21 protein-coding genes are annotated in these 19,966 nt (G+C 64.4%); 5 read left to right on the top strand and 16 right to left on the bottom strand.

Annotated features, from left to right (window positions below):
- Positions 1-292 precede the first annotated feature (292 nt).
- Together GGD63_RS29440 and GGD63_RS29435 are read left to right on the top strand one after the other, a co-directional pair.
- On the top strand, positions 293-1,435 hold the full coding sequence (locus GGD63_RS29440; protein WP_183247128.1) for an OpgC domain-containing protein: 1,143 nt from the start codon (positions 293-295) through the stop codon (positions 1,433-1,435).
- 199 nt (positions 1,436-1,634) lie between these two features.
- Positions 1,635-2,243, top strand: coding sequence for a TetR/AcrR family transcriptional regulator (locus tag GGD63_RS29435; protein WP_183247177.1), 609 nt, complete (start codon positions 1,635-1,637; stop codon positions 2,241-2,243).
- Positions 2,244-2,290: 47 nt separating this feature from the next.
- Here the strand turns inward: GGD63_RS29435 and GGD63_RS29430 are convergent, their stop codons facing one another.
- From GGD63_RS29430 to urtA, 15 genes are all read right to left on the bottom strand, one after another.
- A complete protein-coding gene (locus GGD63_RS29430) occupies positions 2,291-3,946 on the bottom strand; it encodes an HWE histidine kinase domain-containing protein (RefSeq protein WP_183247127.1) in 1,656 nt (551 codons plus the stop codon).
- 299 nt (positions 3,947-4,245) lie between these two features.
- Entirely contained in the window at positions 4,246-4,869 is a 624-nt protein-coding gene (ureG, locus tag GGD63_RS29425; protein ID WP_183247124.1) for an urease accessory protein UreG, read from the bottom strand.
- A 36-nt stretch (positions 4,870-4,905) separates the two neighbouring features.
- Positions 4,906-5,634, bottom strand: a complete 729-nt coding sequence (locus GGD63_RS29420) for an urease accessory protein UreF (protein WP_183247175.1) — start codon at positions 5,632-5,634, stop codon at positions 4,906-4,908.
- On the bottom strand, positions 5,615-6,256 hold the full coding sequence (locus GGD63_RS29415; protein WP_183247121.1) for an urease accessory protein UreE: 642 nt from the start codon (positions 6,254-6,256) through the stop codon (positions 5,615-5,617). Before GGD63_RS29415 ends, GGD63_RS29420 begins: the two co-directional genes overlap by 20 nt.
- Positions 6,257-6,270: 14 nt before the next feature.
- Complete coding sequence (locus tag GGD63_RS29410) at positions 6,271-6,570, bottom strand: putative quinol monooxygenase (RefSeq protein ID WP_124159230.1); 300 nt, start codon at positions 6,568-6,570, stop codon at positions 6,271-6,273.
- Positions 6,571-6,697: 127 nt separating this feature from the next.
- Positions 6,698-8,413 carry an urease subunit alpha gene (ureC, locus tag GGD63_RS29405; protein ID WP_183247118.1) on the bottom strand — a complete coding sequence of 572 codons (1,716 nt, stop codon included), beginning with the start codon at positions 8,411-8,413 and terminating at the stop codon, positions 6,698-6,700.
- A 34-nt stretch (positions 8,414-8,447) separates the two neighbouring features.
- Complete coding sequence (locus GGD63_RS29400) at positions 8,448-8,987, bottom strand: HD domain-containing protein (RefSeq protein ID WP_183247117.1); 540 nt, start codon at positions 8,985-8,987, stop codon at positions 8,448-8,450.
- A 57-nt stretch (positions 8,988-9,044) separates the two neighbouring features.
- Positions 9,045-9,350 carry an urease subunit beta gene (locus GGD63_RS29395; RefSeq protein ID WP_183247115.1) on the bottom strand — a complete coding sequence of 102 codons (306 nt, stop codon included), beginning with the start codon at positions 9,348-9,350 and terminating at the stop codon, positions 9,045-9,047.
- A 115-nt stretch (positions 9,351-9,465) separates the two neighbouring features.
- The gene (locus tag GGD63_RS29390; protein WP_128964081.1) at positions 9,466-9,768 is read right to left on the bottom strand and encodes an urease subunit gamma; all 303 of its coding nucleotides are present in this window, start codon (positions 9,766-9,768) and stop codon (positions 9,466-9,468) included.
- Positions 9,769-9,805: 37 nt separating this feature from the next.
- Positions 9,806-10,636: an urease accessory protein UreD gene (locus GGD63_RS29385; protein ID WP_183247113.1), complete on the bottom strand. Its 831-nt coding sequence runs from the start codon at positions 10,634-10,636 to the stop codon at positions 9,806-9,808.
- A gap of 34 nt (positions 10,637-10,670) precedes the next feature.
- Positions 10,671-11,366: an urea ABC transporter ATP-binding subunit UrtE gene (gene urtE / locus GGD63_RS29380; RefSeq protein WP_183247111.1), complete on the bottom strand. Its 696-nt coding sequence runs from the start codon at positions 11,364-11,366 to the stop codon at positions 10,671-10,673.
- Positions 11,367-11,369: 3 nt separating this feature from the next.
- Entirely contained in the window at positions 11,370-12,131 is a 762-nt protein-coding gene (gene urtD / locus GGD63_RS29375) for an urea ABC transporter ATP-binding protein UrtD (RefSeq protein WP_183247109.1), read from the bottom strand.
- Between the two features lie 6 nt (positions 12,132-12,137).
- Positions 12,138-13,307 (bottom strand): urea ABC transporter permease subunit UrtC, encoded by a 1,170-nt coding sequence (gene urtC, locus GGD63_RS29370; RefSeq protein WP_183247107.1) that lies wholly within the window; start codon positions 13,305-13,307, stop codon positions 12,138-12,140.
- Entirely contained in the window at positions 13,304-14,911 is a 1,608-nt protein-coding gene (gene urtB / locus GGD63_RS29365) for an urea ABC transporter permease subunit UrtB (RefSeq protein ID WP_183247106.1), read from the bottom strand. Before urtB ends, urtC begins: the two co-directional genes overlap by 4 nt.
- A gap of 84 nt (positions 14,912-14,995) precedes the next feature.
- Positions 14,996-16,324, bottom strand: a complete 1,329-nt coding sequence (gene urtA, locus GGD63_RS29360) for an urea ABC transporter substrate-binding protein (RefSeq protein WP_183247104.1) — start codon at positions 16,322-16,324, stop codon at positions 14,996-14,998.
- A 482-nt stretch (positions 16,325-16,806) separates the two neighbouring features.
- Between urtA and GGD63_RS29355 the strand changes: the two genes are divergently transcribed.
- From GGD63_RS29355 to GGD63_RS29345, 3 genes are all read left to right on the top strand, one after another.
- Positions 16,807-18,378, top strand: coding sequence for a DEAD/DEAH box helicase (locus tag GGD63_RS29355; RefSeq protein ID WP_183247102.1), 1,572 nt, complete (start codon positions 16,807-16,809; stop codon positions 18,376-18,378).
- A gap of 24 nt (positions 18,379-18,402) precedes the next feature.
- Positions 18,403-18,690: a translation initiation factor IF-1 gene (gene infA, locus GGD63_RS29350; protein WP_008131890.1), complete on the top strand. Its 288-nt coding sequence runs from the start codon at positions 18,403-18,405 to the stop codon at positions 18,688-18,690.
- Between the two features lie 267 nt (positions 18,691-18,957).
- Positions 18,958-19,170, top strand: coding sequence for a cold-shock protein (locus tag GGD63_RS29345; protein ID WP_007599788.1), 213 nt, complete (start codon positions 18,958-18,960; stop codon positions 19,168-19,170).
- Between the two features lie 267 nt (positions 19,171-19,437).
- On the opposite strand, the gene GGD63_RS29340 is transcribed toward GGD63_RS29345, so the two are convergent.
- Positions 19,438-19,935: a pilus assembly protein N-terminal domain-containing protein gene (locus tag GGD63_RS29340; protein WP_183247100.1), complete on the bottom strand. Its 498-nt coding sequence runs from the start codon at positions 19,933-19,935 to the stop codon at positions 19,438-19,440.
- Positions 19,936-19,966: the final 31 nt, after the last annotated feature.

Below are 19,966 nucleotides of genomic sequence, written 5' to 3'. Positions count from 1 at the left end.
AGCAGCGACCGTGACCGATGGCGCAACGCGGTCTCGGAGGATACCAGACCGCGATTCTCCGACCCGAGGTCGCTGATCGCAAAGGCGCCGGCGGCGAGCGCAAGACAGATCGTCTGCCTTTGCAGAAGTTGCGTCCCGGGCGGGTTAAGCGGGGGCAAGCAAAGGCGGCGGCACGCCCTCGCGCAATTTTACGCCAGCTGGGACAAACCGGCCTGCTCACGCAAACGCTACTCGGATAGGCAGGCGGTTGCCGGTAAAAGCATCATCCTGATTCCCAAAGCTATTTTACTCAATGAAACCGTCCGTCAAGGCGAACCTCGCCGCATTTCAGCACGACGCCAGACTCTATCTGACGCTCGGCATCGCCAATTGGTCCGTGTTCGTCGACCATATCCCGAACAACGTCGTCAACCTGCTGACGCTGCGGAATTTCGGCTTCAGCGGCGCGGCGGACCTGTTCGTGTTCGTGGTGGGCTACGGCGTCGCCATCATCCATGGCAGGATGGCGCTGGAGCGCGGCTACGTGGTCGCGGCGACGCGCGTCTTTCGCCGCGTCTGGCGGCTCTATGCCGCCTATGTCGTGCTGTTCGTGATCTATATCGACACCATCGCCTATGTCGCCTCGCAGTCGATGGCGCCGGAGATCATCCACGAATACAACATCTCCGGGATTCTCGAGCACCCGCTGCGCATCCTGGTCCGCGGCCTCGTGCTCCAGGAACAGCCGCTGAACCTCGACCTGCTGCAACTGATGATCCCGCTGATGGCGTTCTTTCCGTTCGTGCTGTGGGGGCTGCTGCGACGGCCGAACGTGACGCTGGCGGCATCGGTCGCGCTGTACGTCGCCGCGCGCTGGTTCGACTGGAATTTCCGGGTCTATCCGGACGAGGAATGGACCTTCAACCCGCTGTGCTGGCAGATGCTGATGGTGCTGGGCGGCTGGTTCGCCGTGACAGGCGCGCCGGGGCGTGCGCTGCGTGGCGTGTCCTGGCTGCGCATCCTCGCCGGCGCCTACCTGATCTTCGCGATGGCCGTCACGTTGATGCGCCATTCGCCGGCGCTGTCCGCCTACCTGCCCGATCTGCTCCTCAACAGCATCGCGCCGACCGACAAGGAAAACCTCGCGCCCTACCGCGTGGTCCATTTCCTCGCCCTCGCGTTCATTGCGACCCATCTCATCCCGGCCGATCATCCCGGCCTGAAATGGAGACCGCTGCAGGCGGTGATCGCATGCGGCGAGGAATGGCTCGCAGTGTTCTGCGTCGCCGTGTTCCTGTCCTTCGCCGGCCACCTCATCCTGATCACCGGGCCGAACCTGGTGCTGATGCAGGTCGCGGTAAGCATCACTGGCTTCGCCGCGATGACCGGGCTTGCCTACTACATCGCCTGGTCGAAACGGCAGGATCTGCCAGCAGCCCTGCGGCAGCAGGCCTAACGCGCGATGGGATCAGGACGAATCGCCATCGCGCTTTAGGTTATTGTTTGAGCATGATCTTTTCGGAAAACCGCTGCACACTTTTCCGGATCGTGCTCTAGAGCCAAATCGCTCCGGCAACAAAATCGTGCGATTCTGCTAGGCCGAAAGCGGCCGCTGCGCTATGCCGGGGACTCTGCGTGAGGAGACCGGCGTGGCGATGGAGAAAGGCGGGGGTGAAGAAGCGGAGAGCGCGCCCCGGCGCGGCCGGCCAAGGTCGATCGAGACCACCAACGCCATCCTCGAAAGCGCCTATGCGCTGATGGCGGCCACCGGCCTTGCCGCCACAACCATCGATGCGATCGCACGCCACTCCAGCGTGTCCAAGATGACGATCTACAAATGGTGGCCGTCGCGGGAAGCGCTGCTGATCGACGCCTTCCTCCACCATGCCGCGCAGATGCTGCCGCTGCCGCCTGCGAGCGCCGGCACGCCCGCGGCGCGCGCGCGGCGCCACGCCACCGCCTATGCCGAGGCGCTCCAGGGCGAGTTCGGCAAGGTCCAGCTCGCCGTCATCTCCGAATGCATCTCCAAGACCGGCTCGGCGGAGCTGTTCTACGCCCGGTACTTACAATTCCGCCGCGACGCGCTGGTGGACATGATCGCCGCGGGCCAGAAGGACGGCAGCATTCTGGCCGAGGGGCCCCCTGAGAATCTCTACGACGCGATCTATGGCAGCCTGTTCTACCGCTACATCTTCGGCATCGCGCCAATCACACCCAGCTACGCGCGCAATCTGGTCGATCTGGTGTTACGGCCGAAGGACTAGTTAGAGCATGATCCGGGCCCGAAGATCATGCTCTGAAAATTAAGCGCCTATCGCACAGGCCTGACCGGGGCCGAGAGCTTGTCCGTGCGGTCGCGCTCGGTCATGTCGACCACGGTCTCCATCGGCGCGGTCAATTCATAGACGTAGGAGACGTCGGTGAAGAAGCGCTTGGCGGTGCCCCCGAGCGCCTCGGGCGCGACGCGATCGAGCAGGATCAGGCCGAAATCGGAATCGGGCCGGCGCGTCGCCTCGCTGGTGTTGAACTCCTCCCAGCGGAAATGGAAGACCTCCTCGGACGCATCGCCCGTCACCGTCCAGTTGGCGGTGATGTGCGGATGCTTGCCGACCAGCGACAGGCCCTCGTCGGAATGCGAGGCGAGCTCAAAGAACAGCAGCGACAGGCTCTGCGCGGCGCGCGCGCTGACCGCGATGTCGGGACCGGTGACGGCGATGCGATCGGCATGCGGAATCGCGCGCGCCTCGAACAGGCCCTTCAGCTTGACGCCCTGCCACTGGCTCTCGCTGAGCAGCGAGACCACGTTGGACATGGCGTGGATGCGGCCGATCAGGAGTTCGCGCGCGATGTCGATGTCCGATCCATGGCGCAGCGTGCGCGTCACGATCGACTGGATCACGGCCAAGATGTTCTTCACGCGGTGATTCAGCTCGTCGATGACGGCGGTCAGGCGGCGCTCGAAGCCGATCCGCACCTGGATCTCCCGGCTGAGCCGCAGATTGTTGTAGGCGACATAACCGAACAGGCCGCACACCATCGCGGTGATGGCAAAACCGATCGCCGCCACGATGATCGCGGTCTGCTCGGCGCGGCGCGCCGAATTGCTCTTCGCGTAATAGCCGAGCTGCCAGTCACGGCCGCCGAAGCTCACCGTGCGTGTCGCCGACGGCGGCGGGCCGTCCGCGCCCATGCGCGTGGAAACAATGCCCTGATCGTTGGCGACGAGCTCGCCGCCTTCCCTGCGCGGATCCCTGAGCGCGACCGAGAACAACGACATGTCGTCGTTGGTCAGCATCAGTGTGGCGAGCTCATAGGAGAATGTGACGAAACCGGCCGGCTCCGTTGCCCCCTCGGGAATGACGGGCGCAGCCACGATGACGCCGATCGGGCCGTTCCCGCGCAGCAGCGGCACCGGGTCGGAAGCAACCGATCGCTTCTCGATCCTCGCCCGGGCGAGCATCGCACTGAGCACCGGATCCTTGTCATAGCTGCGGCCGGGCAGTGCCTTGGTCTCGTCACTGCGCGGCTCGAGGTCCATCAGCACGTCGATCGGATGGGTGAGGCTCGCGGCGGCGATGGGCTTGTCACTGTAGTCACGGATCTGCGGCTTCGGGAAGCCGGCCGCCGCGATCGCCGCCTGCGCCGCGGCGAGCTCGTTCGGCTGAAGCCGGGCAACCCAGCCGGCCACCACGAAATCGGTCTTGAACGCGTAGATCGCCGAGCGCAGCGGCTCCAGCATGTTGGGCTTGAGCACCGACGGCGCGCGGAACAGGCCTGAGGCGACACGCGCAAGCAGTTCGCGCTCGGTGAGCCGGTCCTGAACCAGGCTTGCATGGACGTCGATCGCACGCGCGAGCGCGATCCGGTCCAGTGCCAGCTCCTGGTCGTGGACGCGATAGGCCGCAAGCCCGGAAAGCAGGGCTCCGAGCAGAGCGATGAAGCCGATGATGAAACCCAGCCGGACCACGCGACTACTCAGACGGAAGCGGGAGGTCGGCAATAAACACGGAGCATATGAACGCCGCTCGAACGGCCATGTGCCGAAACAGGGTGAACCCCAATGGCGGAGATAATGGAGGAGGAGGCATCAGTACGCAACTTGGGTCGCCTGAAAAGCTTAATCCGCCCGGCCGAAGGTCCGGCCGGGGTGGAGTTGCCCCGGGCACCGGAGGTATTCAATCGCCATGTCCGAAATTTGTTCCGCAAGGCGCGGCCCTGCCCCAGGCGTTAACGGCGAAAAACGCCTGCGCCAAGTCGTCGCGTCGGTCAGCCGGCCCGTTTCAGCCCACCTTTGGCCTCGATGAAGCCGACGATGCGGTCGAGCCCCTCGCACTTCTTCAGGTTGGTCATGACGAAGGGGCGCTCACCGCGCATGCGCCTGGCGTCCGTCTCCATCTTCTCCAGCGAGGCGCCGACATGGGGCGCAAGATCGATCTTGTTGATGACCAGAAGATCGGACCGGGTGATGCCGGGGCCACCCTTGGACGGGATCTTGTCGCCGGCGGCGACGTCGATGACGTAGATGGTGAGGTCGGCAAGCTCGGGGGAAAAAGTGGCAGCGAGATTGTCGCCGCCAGACTCGATCAGCACGAGGTCGAGGCCCGGGAATTTCGCGCGCATGTCCGCGACCGCCGCGAGGTTCATCGAGGCGTCCTCGCGGATCGCCGTGTGCGGACAGCCGCCGGTCTCGACGCCGGCGATGCGGTCCGGCGTCAGCGAACCCGAACGCACCAGGAATTCCGCATCCCATTTGGTGTAGATGTCGTTGGTGATCGCGGCGATGTCGTAGCGCTCGCGCATGGTCTTGCAGAGCAGGTCCATCAGCGCGGTCTTGCCTGACCCGACCGGGCCGCCGACGCCGACACGCAAGGGGCCGTGAGAATTCGACATGTAGCTCGCTCTCTTTTCAGTTGAACGCTGCACCGCTTACGAGCGGAACAGCCGCGTATATTGCGTCTCGTGCCGCAGGCTGGCGAGATCGGCGCGGAACGTGGCGCTGCCGAGATCGTCCAATGTTGCATTCAGCGCACGATTGGCGGTGGCGGCCACCGCCGCTTCCAGCCGCACCAGCACGCGCTGGCTGTCGGTCTGGCCGAGCGGAATGAGACGGCTGGCCGCCGAGATCCAGTTCGAGACCAGCGCATGCAGGAAGGCGTGCGGCGTCGGCGCCAGCGGCACGCCGTGCTTAGCTGCGACCACACCGACGGCGACGGGATAGACCAGTGGCGTGCGGCATGCCGCAACCATGGCATCCAGGCCGTCCGCATCCCACGCGGCGCGGGAGATATCGATGAAGGCGCGGCCCTGCGAGGCCGTTTCCAGCTGCCGCTCGCGCGACGGCACGAAGGCGCTCGCGAGTTCCGCGATGTCGCGCAAGGAGGTCTCCTCGCCCGCCTCAGCAGCGCGATAGGCCTGGACCAAGAAGATCGCATCGCAAAAGCCGGAGCCGTCGCCGAGCATCGCATCGAGCCAGTCCGCGAGCGTCGCGGTGTCCACGATGTCGCCCGCCTCGACCGCCCATTCGATGCCGCTGGAATAGGAGAAGCCGCCGACCGGAAACGCCGGCGACAGCCAGGTCATCAGCCGGTACAGCGCCGCCGCCTCGCGTTCGGCGAGGTCGCCGGCACCGACTGGCTCATTTGTGGTCATGAGCATGCTTGTGGCCGTGGTGATGGTCGGGATGGTCGCAATGCTCGTCGTGGTGATGGTGGTGCTCGTGGCCATGGTCATGCGCGGCATGATCATGATGATTGTGGTCATGGCCGTGATGATCATGGTGATCGTGATCATGATCGTGGTGGCCGTGATCGTGGTGCGCATGGTCGTCGTGGCCCTGCGCGTGACCGGCCTCGGCATAAGCGCCGCCTTCGGGATCGAACGGCGCCTCGATCTCGATCACGCGCGCGCCGAGCCCCTTGACCATGGCCTCGATGACGTGGTCGCGGCGGATACGCAGGCTCTTGGCCATGATCTGCGTCGGCAGGTGGCGATTGCCGAGATGCCAGCCGACGCGGATGAGGTGATGCGGATCGCGGCCCCGGATCTCGAGCAGCGGCTCGGGCGCCGCAACCACCTCGACCAGCCGGCCATCCTCCAGCACCAGGGCATCGCCGCCGCGCAGCGCGACGGCGTTCTCCAGGTCGAGCAGGAATTCGAGCCCCCGCGTGCCCGTCATCGCCATGCGGCGGCGGTGCCGATCGTCGAAATCGAGCACGACCGTGTCCGCGGGTGCTTCCGTGAAGCGGTGTTGTCCCCTGACCTGCGTCGCCCGGATCATGTGCTCTTATCCTGTTACCGTGTCTCGACCTTCTCGGGCGTGATGATTTCGATCTTCGGCGGCGCCGTGAAGCATTTCACCGCCACGCGGCCGAACGTCTTCATGTGCTCCATGGCACGATGCGGCACCAGCGCCTCGGCATTCTCCCACTGCTCGACGAACACCATCTTGGCGGGATCGGTGACGCTTTCGTGCAAATCATAGGCGATGTTGCCGGGCTCTTTCCGCGTCTCCTTGATGCAGGCGGTGGCGGCTGCGATGAATTCGGCGCGCGTCTCGGGCTTGATGGTCAGGGTGGCTACGACGTAAATCACGAGAAATCCTCCCGGCTTTTCTTCTCTGGGTTAGATACCGGGCGGGACATTAGACCAGGCGGGACCGAACGCAAAACCGAAAAGCCGTCCCCGGACATTCGCCGGGGATATGCGTTGAGGCGCTATTTCAGTACATGAAATACCGCTGCGCCATCGGCAGCACCTCCGCCGGCGCGCAAGTCAGCAGCTCGCCGTCGGCGCGGACCTCATAGGTCTCCGGATCGACCTCGATGTTAGGCGTGGCGTCGTTATGGATCATGCTTTTCTTCGAGATCTTGCCGCGGGTGTTCTGGACCGCATAGAGCTTCTTCTCGATGCCGAGCTTTCGCGCCAAGCCCCCGGTGACCGCGGCCTTCGAGGTGAAGACGACGGAGGACGCAGTCCTCGCCTTGCCGAAGGCGCCGAACATCGGCTGGTAATGCACCGGCTGCGGCGTCGGGATCGAGGCGTTGGGATCCCCCATGGGTGCCGCGACGATGGTGCCGCCCTTGACGACGCAGTCCGGCTTGACGCCGAAGAAGGCCGGCGACCACAGCACGAGATCGGCGAGCTTGCCCTTCTCGACCGAGCCGATCAACTTGGACACGCCGTGCGCGATCGCGGGATTGATCGTGTATTTGGCGATGTAGCGCTTGACGCGAAAATTATCGTTGTCCTTGCCCTTGTCCTGCGGCAGGGACCCGCGCTGCTTCTTCATCTTGTCGGCGGTCTGCCAGGTGCGGATGATGACCTCGCCGAGACGGCCCATCGCCTGCGAGTCCGAGGACATCATCGAGAGCGCGCCGAGATCGTGCAGGATGTCTTCGGCCGCGATCGTCTCCTTGCGGATACGGCTTTCGGCGAACGCCAGATCTTCCGCGATCGAGGGATCGAGGTGGTGGCACACCATCAGCATGTCCAGATGCTCGTCGATGGTGTTGCGGGTGAAAGGCCGCGTCGGGTTGGTCGAGGACGGCAGCACGTTCTTCAGGCCGGCGACCTTGATGATATCAGGGGCGTGGCCGCCGCCGGCGCCTTCGGTGTGGAAGGCGTGGATGGTGCGGCCCTTGAACGCCTTGATGGTGTCCTCGACGAAGCCGGATTCGTTCAACGTGTCGGAGTGAAGCATCACTTGGATGTCGTAATCGTCGGCGACCGACAGGCAATTGTCGATCGCGGCCGGCGTCGTGCCCCAATCCTCGTGCAGCTTCAGCGCACAGGCGCCGGCCTTGATCATCTCGACCAGCGCGGCGGGGCGCGAGGCGTTGCCCTTGCCGGAAATGCCGAGATTGACCGGGAAGGCATCGAACGACTGGATCATCCGCCCCATGTGCCACGGCCCCGGCGTGCAGGTGGTGGCGAAGGTGCCGTGCGAGGGACCAGTGCCGCCACCCAGCATCGAGGTCACGCCAGACATCAGCGCGTGCTCGATCTGCTGCGGGCAGATGAAATGGATGTGGCTGTCGAAGCCGCCGGCGGTGAGGATCTTGCCTTCGCCCGCGATCACGTCGGTGCCGGGCCCGATGATGATGGTGACGCCGGGCTGGATGTCGGGATTGCCGGCCTTGCCGATCGCCGAAATCATGCCGTCCTTGATGGCGACGTCGGCCTTCACGATGCCCCAGTGATCGACGATCAGCGCGTTGGTGATGACCGTGTCGGCCGCGCCCTGCTTGTTGGTGACCTGCGACTGCCCCATGCCGTCGCGGATCACCTTGCCGCCGCCGAACTTCACCTCCTCGCCATAGGTGGTGAAATCCTTCTCGACCTCGATGATGAGATCGGTGTCGGCCAGCCGCACCCTGTCGCCGGTGGTCGGGCCGAACATGTCGGCATAGACGGAACGCTTTATTTTGACGGACATCACAAGCCCCGTTTGCGATTGAATGTTTGGTGGATCACAGCAAGGCCCTTGCTGCTTTCACGGCATCATCGAATTTCTCGTCGAGCCACGCATTGCCGCCGCGGCAACCCGCCACGACCTGCGTGGCCCAGCCGCTGTAGTCGGCGAGATCGTCGCGCTCCTCAGCACTCGGATCGATTTGAATGCGCGCGCCGATATTGCTGATCTTGTCGGCGATCTTGATCAGCTTGGCGCCGGGGGATTTGTGCGGAGCGTCCTCGATCTGCTTCTGCCGCCGCTCTGCCTTGCGCAAGCTCATGTCGTCGGTGCACTCGGCGACGAGCGAGGCGATGCGGTCGGAAAATCTCCGCGCGAGCTCCTCGCGTGTGGTGTCAGTGTCTTCGATTGTGTCGTGCAGCCAGCCGGCCGCGACCAGCTCGGCATCGGCGCCGTCGGTCGCGGTCGCAAGCAGGTTCGCAACCTCGGCGAGGTGATTGATATAGGGCTCACTGCCGCGACCCTTGCGCGCCATGCCGTTGTGGCGGTGCGCGGCGAGCTCGGCAGCTTCGGTGACGAGGCGGATTGGCGCGAGCATGGGAAATCCCTCCGTTTCCGCCTCAACCGCGCCGCGCCGTGCTCGTTCCTGCGGAGTTCACAGCTTCCCCATGACGTCGCCGCGGAAGCCGTAGATCGTCTTCTTCCCCGCCAGGGCGACGAGCTGGACGTCGCGGGTCTGGCCGGGCTCGAAGCGGACGGCGGTGCCGGCGGCGATGTCGAGGCGCATGCCGCGGGCCTTCTTGCGGTCGAATTTCAGCGCGGGGTTTGTCTCGAAGAAATGATAGTGCGAGCCGACCTGGATCGGGCGGTCGCCGGCGTTGGCGACCGTCAGCGTCACGGTCTTGCGGCCGGCATTGAGCTCGATCTCGCCGTCCTGGATGAAGAGTTCGCCGGGGATCATGTTTGCCTTCCTCTGTCATTCCGGGGCTCGCGGAGCGAGAAGGCCGGAATTCTCGATCAACAATCTCTGGATTCCGGGTTCGCCCTTCGGGCGCCCCGGAATGACGAATTAACAGCTACCTGATCGGCTCGTGCACGGTGACGAGCTTGGTGCCGTCCGGAAAGGTCGCCTCGACCTGGATGTCGTGGATCATCTCGGGAATGCCCGGCATCACCTGCTCGCGGGTCAGGACCTGCGCGCCCGACTGCATCAGCTCGGCGACGGTGCGGCCGTCGCGGGCGCCTTCGAGGATGAAATCGGAGATGATCGCGATCGCCTCGGGATGGTTGAGCTTGACGCCGCGGTCCAGCCTGCGGCGCGCCACGATCGCCGCCATCGAGATCAGAAGCTTGTCCTTTTCGCGGGGAGACAGGTTCATGAAGAATCTCTTCCGTTCAGCACGTCAATTCAGCCAGTCAGTTCAGCCAGAGCCGCGGCAGCGCCGCGCCGGTGCGCGCCAGCACGGCCATCATGTCGGCGCGCAAACGCGCCGCATCTTGGGCACAGAACCGCGCCATTGCAAAGCCATTCCATGCCGAGATTCCAACCTCGCCGGAGAAAGACTCCGACGCTTCCCGGATGCGCTCAACCAGGGCCTCGTCACCGGGCACGATCAGGGCCATGCCGATCGCCGCGCCACCCTTGGCCACGGCCGATCGCGCGAGCTTTGCGCCGATATCACCGTCGAGCCGGACGGTTTCTGCGAACACCAGCTTGCCGCCGCGGCGCAGCCGCCAGCGGTCGACGAATTCGCCCTGCTCCATCCGCTCGCCCATAGCGGTGCGGCCGAATACGACAATCTCGCAAAGCAGGAGCGAGGCGGCCTCGTCGAGCTCGATGTCGAAGCGGCGCTGCACGCGGGTGCGATCGAACAGGATCGTCTCCTGCGGCAGCCAGGACAAATGCGCGCCTGCGCCGGCCTTCAGCGAGATATTGAGCTGCGCCGCGGGCCCCGGCGCGCGATAGACCTTTTCGGCGGCCGCCGTGGTCAGCGTCAGCCGCGCGCGATCCGCCGCCGATATCTCGATGTCGAAGCGATCGCCGCCGGCAACGCCGCCGGCCGTGTTGACGAACACGCCGGACAGGCCCTGATCCTCCGGCGAGGGAAAGCGGACGCGGAGCGAACCGGATTCATGCAAGGCGCCGCGCCGCGTCACGCCGTCGCGCGCATGCACGTCGAAGCGCACCGCGCCACGGGCGCGGTTGGCTTCGAATATCGTGGACGTGGCTGACAGTTCGCTGCGCATCCGTCTCCCCAGCCGGTCGCGGCAGGATCTTGGCTTACAGCGCCATCTGGCGGCTGATCTCGCTCGCGTCGAGGTTGGAGCGGTCGCAGGTGAATTTCACCGCGCCGCGATCCATCACCGCGAAACTGTCGCCGAGTTCGCAGGCAAAGTCGAGATATTGTTCGACCAGCACGATGGCGATGTTGCCGAGGTTGCGCAAGTAGGAGATGGCGCGGCCGATGTCCTTGATGATCGAGGGCTGGATGCCTTCGGTCGGCTCGTCGAGCAGAAGCAGTTTTGGCCGCATCACCAGCGCGCGGCCGATCGCGAGCTGCTGCTGCTGGCCGCCGGAGAGGTCGCCGCCGCGCCGGCCGAGCATGGATTGCAGCACCGGAAACAGCGAGAAGACGTCGTCCGGAATGTGCTTGTCCTCGCGCTTCAGCGGACCGAAGCCGGTCTTGAGGTTCTCCTCGACCGTCAGCAGCGGAAAGATCTCGCGGCCCTGCGGCACGAAACCGATGCCCTTGCGCGCCCGCTCGTAGGGCTTGAGGCCGGTGATGTCGTTACCGTCGAACACGATCGCGCCCGACGAGATCGGATATTGCCCGACCATGGCGCGCAGCAGCGAGGTCTTGCCGACGCCGTTGCGCCCGAGCACGCAGGTCACCTTGCCCGGCTCGGCCGAGATCGAGACGCCGCGCAGCGCCTGCGCCGCGCCGTAGAACAGGTTGATGTCCTTGACCTCAAGCATCGCTCAGCGTCCCAGATAGACTTCGATGACCCGCTCGTTGGACGAGACCTGGTCGATGGTACCTTCCGCCAGCACCGTGCCTTCATGCAGGCAGGTGACCTTGACGCCGAGCTCGCGCACGAACGTCATGTCGTGCTCGACCACCATGACGGTGTGGGTCTTATTGATCTCCTTCAGCAGTTCGGCGGTGAGGTGTGTCTCGACGTCGGTCATCCCCGCAACGGGCTCGTCGACCAGCAGCAGCTTCGGATCCTGCGCCAGCAGCATGCCGATCTCGAGCCATTGCTTCTGGCCGTGGCTGAGGCTGCCGGCGAGGCGGTTGCGGGCCTCGGTGAGGCGGATCGTCTCCAGCACCTTGTCGATGCGCTCGGACTCCGCCCTGCTGCCGCGCCAGAACAGCGTGCCGCGGACCGAGTGGTCGACATTGAGCGCCAGCAGGAGGTTGTCCTGCACGGTCTGGCTCTCGAACACGGTCGGCTTCTGGAACTTGCGGCCGATGCCGAGCTCGGCGATGCGGGTCTCGTCGAGGCGCGTCAGGTCAGTGACGCCGTCGAACAGCACGGTGCCTTCGTCCGGCTTGGTCTTGCCGGTGATGATGTCCATCATCGTGGTCTTGCCGGCACCGTTCGGGCCGATGATGGCGCGCATCTCGCCGGGGGCAAGCGTCAGCGACAGATTGTTGATGGCGTGGAAACCATCGAACGAGACGTGCACGCCGTCCAGGTAAAGCATCGCGGAAGTCGCGCGGGTGTCCATGACATTCATGACCGCTTACTCCGCCATCTTGGGTTCGGTGACGCCATCTTCGGCCGCGGCGCTCGCAACGGACGCCGCGGTGCTCTTCTCCCTCGACGAGGCCCACCAGGCGTTGAAGGTGCCGACGATGCCCTTGGGCAGCAGCAGCGTCACCAGGATGAACAGCGCGCCCAGCATGAACAGCCAGTACGGCGCCAGCACGCCCGAGGTGAAGAACGTCTTGGCGTAGTTGACGACGACGGCGCCGAGCGCGGCGCCGACGAGCGTGCCGCGGCCGCCGACCGCGACCCAGATCACCGCCTCGATCGAATTGCCCGGCGCGAATTCGCTAGGGTTGATGATGCCGACCTGCGGCACGTAGAGCGCACCGGCGACGCCGGCCATGCAGGCCGACACCGTGAACACGAACAGCTTGTAGGATTCGACGCGGTAGCCGAGGAAGCGCGTGCGCGATTCCGCGTCACGCACAGCGATCAGCACCTTGCCGAGCTTGGAGGAGACGATGGCGCGGCAGATCAGGAAACCGATGATCAGCGCCAGGCAGCTCAGCGCGAACAGCGCCGCGCGGGTGCCTTCGGCCTGCACGTTGAAGCCCAGGATGTCCTTGAAGTCGGTCAGGCCGTTGTTGCCGCCGAAGCCGAAATCGTTGCGGAAGAAGGCGAGCAGCAACGCGTAGGTCATCGCCTGCGTGATGATCGACAGATAGACGCCGGTAACGCGGGAGCGGAAGGCGAGCCAGCCGAAGCAGAAGGCGAGCAGGCCGGGCACGACCAGCACCATCAGGGCTGCGAACCAGAACATGTCGAAACCGTACCAGTACCAGGGCAGCTTCTGCCAGTTCAGGAACACCATGAAGTCGGGCAGGATCGGATTGCCGTAGACGCCGCGGGTGCCGATCTGCCGCATCAGGTACATGCCCATGGCGTAGCCGCCGAGCGCGAAGAAGGCGCCGTGGCCCAGCGAGAGGATGCCGCAATAGCCCCAGATCAGGTCGATCGCGAGTGCCAGGATGGCGTAGCAGACATATTTGCCCCACAGCGCGACGAGATAGGTCGGCACCTGCAGGAACGAGCCGACGGGCAGCAGCAGGTTGGACAGCGGGATCAGCACGCCCAGCGCGGCGACAACCAGCAGGAAGATCGTCGCGCCGCGGTCCAGCGATCGCGTCAGCATGTGAGGGGTCATGCTTCCACCGCACGGCCCTTGAGCGCGAACAGGCCGCGCGGCCGCTTTTGAATGAACAGGATGATGAGAACCAGGATCGCGATCTTGCCGAGCACGGCGCCGGCGACCGGCTCCAGGAACTTGTTGGCGATGCCGAGCGTGAAGGCGCCCACGAGTGTCCCCCAGAGATTACCCACACCGCCGAACACCACGACCATGAAGCTGTCGATGATGTAGCTCTGGCCGAGATTGGGGCTGACATTGTCGATCTGCGACAGCGCCACACCGGCGATGCCGGCAATGCCCGAGCCGAGACCGAAGGTCAGCGCGTCGACGCGCGATGTGGCGATGCCCATCGAGGCCGCCATGCGGCGGTTCTGCGTCACCGCGCGCATTTCGAGGCCGAGCGCGGTGTAGCGCAGCATCGCAAGCAGGATCGCGAACACGGCCAGCGTGAAGCAGAGGATCCAGAGCCGGTTATAGGTGATGGTGATCTGGCCGAGCTCGAACGCGCCGCTCATCCAGGAGGGATTGCCGACCTCGCGATTGGTCGGACCGAACATGGTGCGCACCGCTTGCTGCAGCACCAGCGACAGGCCCCAGGTCGCCAGCAGCGTCTCCAGCGGCCGGCCGTAGAGGAAGCGGATGATGCTGCGCTCGATCAGCACGCCGATGGCGCCGGCGACGAGGAAGGCGAGCGGCACGGCGATCAGCAGCGAATAGTCGAACAGGCCGGGATAGCGGGTGCGGATCACCTCCTGCACCACGAAGGTGGTGTAGGCCCCCAACATCACCATCTCGCCATGGGCCATGTTGATGACGCCCATCACGCCGAAAGTGATGGCAAGCCCAATCGCGGCGAGCAGCAGCACCGAGCCGAGCGAAAGGCCGTACCAGGCGTTCTGCACCGTGGACCAGACCGCGAGCGAAGACTGGATCGAGCTGATTGCACTGGCTGCAGCCTTGGTCACCGAGGCCGGCTGGTCACCCATGCCGGTGAGCAGCGCCATCGCCTCCTGGTCGCCGCGCGCCTTCAGGGTGGCGACGGCCTCGAGCTTCTCGACCTCCGTGGCATCGGACTTGAACAGCAGGATCCCCGCACGGGCTTCACCGAGCGCCGTCTTGACCGATCTGTTGCTTTCCTTGGCGAGCGCGGCATCGACCGCCTCGAGCGCGGTTTCTTCGTGCGACTTGAAGACGGACTGCGCGGCCTGCAGGCGCGTTCCAACATCCGGCGATTGCAGCGTCAGGCTGCCGAGCGCGGCATCGACGCTGCGGCGCAGGCGGTTGTTGAGGCGGACCGCGCTCGCACTGTCGGGAACGCTGGCGACGGCCTCGCCGGTCGCGGCATCGATCGACTTGCCGTCGGTGCCGGTGACGTAAACCTTCTTGCTGTCCGGATCGGCCATGAGGCGGCCGTCCTGGAGCGCGCTGATGATGGGAAAGGCCAGCTTGTTGCCGCTGCTGGCGATCACGCCGACCGCTTCCTCGGTGTCCGAAAAATCATCGTTGGCGAATTTGGCGACCGCATCCTCGAACGGACCCGCAAAGGCCGGCAGTGCGAACGCGATCAGAAGCAACGAGAGCAGGAGCGAACAGAGACGGGCGGACAAATTGGCTGGCACTGTGAATGACCCCGGCAGAAATGGGTGGAGAAGGCGGCGGGATCGCCGCCTTCCCCGATCGTGCAATGGAGCGTCAGACCCGGATCAGGAGCCGGAGCCGAGGCACTTGTTGGTCTTGGTGTTGAAGTTGCCGCACTTCTTCCCGACCCAGTCGCCGATCAGGTCCTTGGAGCCGTCGAGCTCCTTCGACCATGCGTCGCCCGCGACGAGGCCCGGGGTCTTCCAGACCACGTCGAACTGGCCGTTGCCCTTGATCTCGCCGATGAACACCGGCTTGGTGATGTGGTGGTTCGGCAGCATCTTCGACACGCCGCCGGTCAGGTTCGGCGCCTCGATGCCGGGAAGCGCATCGATCACCTTGTCCGGATCGGTTGACTTCACCTTCTCGACCGCCTTCACCCACATGGCGAAGCCGATCACGTGCGCTTCCATCGGATCGTTGGTGACGCGCTTCGGATTCTTGGTGTAGGCCTGCCAGTCCTTGATGAACTTCTCGTTCGACCCGTCCTTGGTCTTGATCGACTGGAAGTAGTTCCAGGCGGCGAGATGGCCGACCAGCGGCTTGGTGTCGATGCCGGCGAGCTCTTCCTCACCCACCGAGAACGCGACCACCGGGATGTCCTTGGCCTTGATGCCCTGGTTGCCGAGCTCCTTGTAGAAGGGAACGTTGGCGTCGCCGTTGATGGTCGAGACCACCGCGGTTTTCTTGCCGGCCGAGCCGAACTTCTTGATGTCGGCCACGATCGTCTGCCAGTCCGAGTGACCGAACGGCGTGTAGTTGATCATGATGTCTTCCTGGGCGACACCCTTGGACTTCAGATAGGCTTCCAGGATCTTGTTGGTGGTGCGCGGATAGACGTAGTCGGTGCCCGCGAGCACCCAGCGCTTCACCTTCTCTTCCTTCATCAGATAGTCGACGGCGGGGATCGCCTGCTGGTTCGGCGCAGCACCCGTGTAGAACACGTTGCGCTCGCTCTCCTCACCCTCGTACTGCACGGGGTAGAACAGAATGTTGTTGAGCTCCTTGAACACCGGGAGCACCGACTTGCGCGACACCGAGGTCCAGCAGCCGAACACGACCGAGACCTTGTCCTTGGTGATCAGCTCACGCGCCTTTTCGGCGAACAGCGGCCAGTTCGAGGCGGGATCGACGACGACGGCCTCGAGCTTCTTGCCGAGCACGCCGCCCTTCTTGTTCTGCTCGTCGATCAGGAAGAGGATGGTGTCCTTCAGCGTGGTTTCGCTGATGGCCATGGTGCCGGAAAGGGAGTGAAGTACACCGACCTTGATGGTGTCGTCGGCGGCCTTGGCGCCGGTCAATGAGGCCAGACCGAGCATCAGTCCGGCGGTCGCGGCGAGCACGCCGCGGCGGCTAAATGACGCCGCTCTATCGCGAGTGGATTTGGTAAGCATTTGTGTATCATCTCCCTGACGCAGACGTGAAAAAGACGCTGCGAACGGCCCCACGGCCGCCTGCGATTAACGGAATCGCAAGAACCATGCCATGGACTGAACACGCACTAATTATTTGATTTTACTAGATAATTCGACTGAAATCAAAGTTTCGCCGTAGTCAAATTGCTCAAAACTTAGGCGAAGAAAATGTATGCTAATATGGCAGACAGTATATTTATTGGGCAAAATGGCACTTCTGTCTAAATTTCCGGCATAACTATTTCTGCACCGCAACCGCTGTTTGAGGCCGACTTGCCTTGAAAGCGCCCCCTCGATGTTCCATATGAACGGGCGAGACCTCTTGCGAATCAAGGGGTCGTAGCGAGCCGCGTGTTCTTAAGCCCTCTACGGGCCTCTGGCTTGCCCCATATCTCCCAAGCCATCCGACACCCCAAACACGCAGGTGTCTTCTTGACACCCTTTTGCGCGCGCCGCGCTGAATGCGCCGGGCGCCCGCTTTTGACATGGAAAGAACCCATCTTTTGACTTCGTTTCAGGATTTCGGCCTCGCCGAACCCATCGCACGCGCTCTTCGTGAAGAGAACTACGTCACCCCAACCCCGATCCAGGCCCAGACCATCCCGCTGGCGCTAACCGGCCGCGACGTCGTCGGTATCGCCCAGACCGGCACCGGCAAGACCGCGTCCTTCGCGCTGCCGATCCTGCACCGCCTGCTCGAGAACCGCATCAAGCCGCAGCCCAAGACGGCGCGTGTCCTGGTGCTGTCGCCGACCCGCGAGCTGTCCGGCCAGATCCTCGACAGCTTCAACGCCTATGGCCGCCACATCCGCCTGTCCTCGACACTGGCCATCGGCGGCGTTCCGATGGGCCGCCAGGTCCGCGCCCTGATGCAGGGCGTCGACGTGCTCGTCGCCACCCCCGGCCGCCTGCTCGACCTCGTGCAGAGCAACGGATTGAAGCTCTCGAGCGTTGAATTCCTCGTACTCGACGAGGCTGACCGCATGCTCGACATGGGCTTCATCAACGACATCCGCAAAATCGTCGCGAAACTCCCGATCAAGCGGCAGACGCTGTTCTTCTCGGCCACCATGCCGAAGGACATCGCCGAGCTCGCGGACTCCATGCTGCGCGATCCCGCCCGCGTCGCGGTGACCCCGGTGTCCTCGACCGCCGAGCGGATCAACCAGCGCATCCTGCAGGTCGACTTCTCGGCCAAGCCCGCCTTCCTGACCAAGCTGCTGAAGGACGAGCAGATCAACCGCGCGTTGGTCTTCACCCGCACCAAGCACGGTGCCGACAAAGTGGTGAAGACGCTTGAGCGGGCCGGCATTGCCGCCAACGCCATCCACGGCAACAAGTCGCAGAACCACCGCGAGCGCACGCTCGCCCAGTTCCGTTCGGGCGAGATCCGCACCCTGGTCGCCACCGACATCGCCGCCCGTGGCATTGACGTCGACGGCATCAGCCACGTGATCAATTTCGACCTGCCCAACGTGCCCGAGACCTATGTGCACCGTATCGGTCGCACCGCGCGCGCCGGCGCCGACGGCACCGCGATCTCGCTGGTCGCGGGCGGTGAGGAGCTGGCCTATCTCCGCGACATCGAGCGGCTGATCAAGGTGGCACTGCCGCGTGAGGATCTTCGCACCGACGCCGGTCGCCGCGATGCGGGTCCGCCCCCGCAGCAGCAGCGGCAGGGCCGCCCAGGCCAGCGTCCGCAGGGCGCACGGCATGGTGACGGACGGCGTGACGACAGGCATGCCGACGGGCGCCACCACAGCGCCGGCAGGCACGGCGACGGACGGCCCGGCGAAGGACGCCATGTCGAGGGCAGACCTGTTGATGGCAGGCCCGGTGAAGGCCACAAGGCCTCCAAGGGGTCTCGCCGCCGCCGCGGTTCCGGTGGTAAGATGAATTCCTCACCAGCCGATCGGTCGGAACAGCGTCCCGCGCATAGCGCCGGCAAGCCTGATGGAATACAAGGCGTTGCCTTTTTGCGTCGCGAGAGTCGCCCCAACGGCCGACCGAACCGCAATCCTCATTCGCACTAGCCGTCCACGACTGGAGACAACCACATGGCTAAGGAAGAGCTGATCCAGTTCGAAGGACTGGTCACCGAAATCCTCCCCGACGCCCGCTACCGCGTGCAGCTCGACGCCGGACACGAGATCGTCGCCTACACCGCCGGCAAGATGAAGAAGAACCGCATCAAGACGCTGGCGGGCGACCGCGTGACGGTGGAGATGTCGCCCTACGACCTCGAGAAGGGCCGGCTGATTTTCCGCCACAAGGACGAGCGCCCCAGCGGCGTGGGTGGGCCTCCGCGCCCCGGCCAGCGCGGCGGCCAGTTCCGCCGGCGTTGATCCGCTTCAAGGACGCGCGAGCGGAAGTAAAATTCTGACCTGTATGCTGATCCGCCGTGCCCCCACGGCGGATCAAAAAATCGTGCACGTCCGGATTGTTTTGGTGCCCTATTTCCAATAAAATCCCACTATCGATTTTCGGCCGGACGACATTGGCATCCACCGGTACAGCCGGTTCAGACACGCTGACGACCCTTCCAGAAACTCGATCTAATCCGCCCGCGAAAGTGGGCTTCGACTCTGCATATCTGAGAAGGAACTACCCCCGTGAGCATGGGAACCGTGAAGTGGTTTAACGCGACCAAGGGCTTCGGCTTCATCCAGCCCGACGATGGCGGCCAGGACGTCTTCGTGCACATCAGCGCCGTCGAGCGCGCCGGCCTCGGCACGTTGCGCGAAGGCCAGAAGATCTCCTACGAGATCGTCGCCGATCGCCGATCCGGCAAGTCGGCCGCCGACAATCTTCGCTCCGCCGGCTGAGCCCACGGACCTTCGGTCCGGATCAGCTCAACCGAGCAAAGCAACAAATAGAAAAGGCCGTGCGCGATGCACGGCCTTTTTCATGTTTGAAGCACCGCGTGCGCTCAGTAAGTCATGCCGGCGGTAGCCGGGCTGTAATCCACCTGCAGGACCTCTGCCATCTGCAACGAATTCCTGCGCGGAAAGACGCATCGCCCGCCAGATTTTCACAACGGCCCGGACCGCACGATCCGGATCCCCGTCAATCGGACTTGCTTGTTGGTTTTGTCAGTTGGTCTTGGCACCCGCGCCGGCATTGCCGCTGGCATTGTTGCTCAGCGAACCGGCCTGGCTCATCGTGGTATTGAAGTAGTTGTCGCTGTCGCCGAGGGTCACGCGACGCTGGCAAAGCGGCACGCAGCTGTAGGACTCGCGCTCGACCCCACGATAGACGGTGACGAGCCGATCGCTCGGACCTTCGACCTGGATCTGGCGGTCGACCAGGATCTCGCCGGCCCGGTCCAGCGCGATGAAATTGGTGGCGCCGTAGCCCTTTCCGGTCACGACGATCATGCCGCCGGGCTGGAGCGTGACGTCGGCGATCAGGGGATTGCCGACCACGATGGTCGCCACCTTGCCGGGCAGCCGGACCAGCTTGGCCTGGTCGACATTGACGGCGATGGTGTCGGCGGTGGATTCGGCAAAACCGGCAGCCGGCGATGCCAGCACCGCGGCCGCAACCAGAAGACAGACGCGCGCATGGCGGCGCAGCAGTTGTTTACGCATACTCTTACCCCCGGGACGTCACAAACCGGCA

The organism is Bradyrhizobium sp. cir1 (assembly GCF_014198245.1).
Taxonomy (GTDB): Bacteria; Pseudomonadota; Alphaproteobacteria; order Rhizobiales; family Xanthobacteraceae; genus Bradyrhizobium.
The sequence above is the reverse complement of the archived record's forward strand: the minus strand, read 5'-3'. Positions and strand labels throughout refer to the sequence as shown.

What these genes read in the sequence shown, in the direction of transcription:
- GGD63_RS29440 (WP_183247128.1), top strand. Translation starts at nt 293, where the DNA reads ATGAAACCGTCCGTCAAGGCGAACCTCGCCGCATTTCAGCACGACGCC.
- GGD63_RS29435 (WP_183247177.1), top strand. Translation starts at nt 1,635, where the DNA reads ATGGAGAAAGGCGGGGGTGAAGAAGCGGAGAGCGCGCCCCGGCGCGGC.
- ureG (WP_183247124.1), bottom strand. Translation starts at nt 4,869, where the DNA reads ATGTCGAATTCTCACGGCCCCTTGCGTGTCGGCGTCGGCGGCCCGGTC.
- GGD63_RS29420 (WP_183247175.1), bottom strand. Translation starts at nt 5,634, where the DNA reads ATGCTCATGACCACAAATGAGCCAGTCGGTGCCGGCGACCTCGCCGAA.
- GGD63_RS29415 (WP_183247121.1), bottom strand. Translation starts at nt 6,256, where the DNA reads ATGATCCGGGCGACGCAGGTCAGGGGACAACACCGCTTCACGGAAGCA.
- ureC (WP_183247118.1), bottom strand. Translation starts at nt 8,413, where the DNA reads ATGTCCGTCAAAATAAAGCGTTCCGTCTATGCCGACATGTTCGGCCCG.
- GGD63_RS29400 (WP_183247117.1), bottom strand. Translation starts at nt 8,987, where the DNA reads ATGCTCGCGCCAATCCGCCTCGTCACCGAAGCTGCCGAGCTCGCCGCG.
- GGD63_RS29395 (WP_183247115.1), bottom strand. Translation starts at nt 9,350, where the DNA reads ATGATCCCCGGCGAACTCTTCATCCAGGACGGCGAGATCGAGCTCAAT.
- GGD63_RS29390 (WP_128964081.1), bottom strand. Translation starts at nt 9,768, where the DNA reads ATGAACCTGTCTCCCCGCGAAAAGGACAAGCTTCTGATCTCGATGGCG.
- GGD63_RS29385 (WP_183247113.1), bottom strand. Translation starts at nt 10,636, where the DNA reads ATGCGCAGCGAACTGTCAGCCACGTCCACGATATTCGAAGCCAACCGC.
- urtE (WP_183247111.1), bottom strand. Translation starts at nt 11,366, where the DNA reads ATGCTTGAGGTCAAGGACATCAACCTGTTCTACGGCGCGGCGCAGGCG.
- urtD (WP_183247109.1), bottom strand. Translation starts at nt 12,131, where the DNA reads ATGAATGTCATGGACACCCGCGCGACTTCCGCGATGCTTTACCTGGAC.
- urtC (WP_183247107.1), bottom strand. Translation starts at nt 13,307, where the DNA reads ATGACCCCTCACATGCTGACGCGATCGCTGGACCGCGGCGCGACGATC.
- urtA (WP_183247104.1), bottom strand. Translation starts at nt 16,324, where the DNA reads ATGCTTACCAAATCCACTCGCGATAGAGCGGCGTCATTTAGCCGCCGC.
- GGD63_RS29355 (WP_183247102.1), top strand. Translation starts at nt 16,807, where the DNA reads ATGCGCCGGGCGCCCGCTTTTGACATGGAAAGAACCCATCTTTTGACT.
- infA (WP_008131890.1), top strand. Translation starts at nt 18,403, where the DNA reads ATGGCTAAGGAAGAGCTGATCCAGTTCGAAGGACTGGTCACCGAAATC.
- GGD63_RS29340 (WP_183247100.1), bottom strand. Translation starts at nt 19,935, where the DNA reads ATGCGTAAACAACTGCTGCGCCGCCATGCGCGCGTCTGTCTTCTGGTT.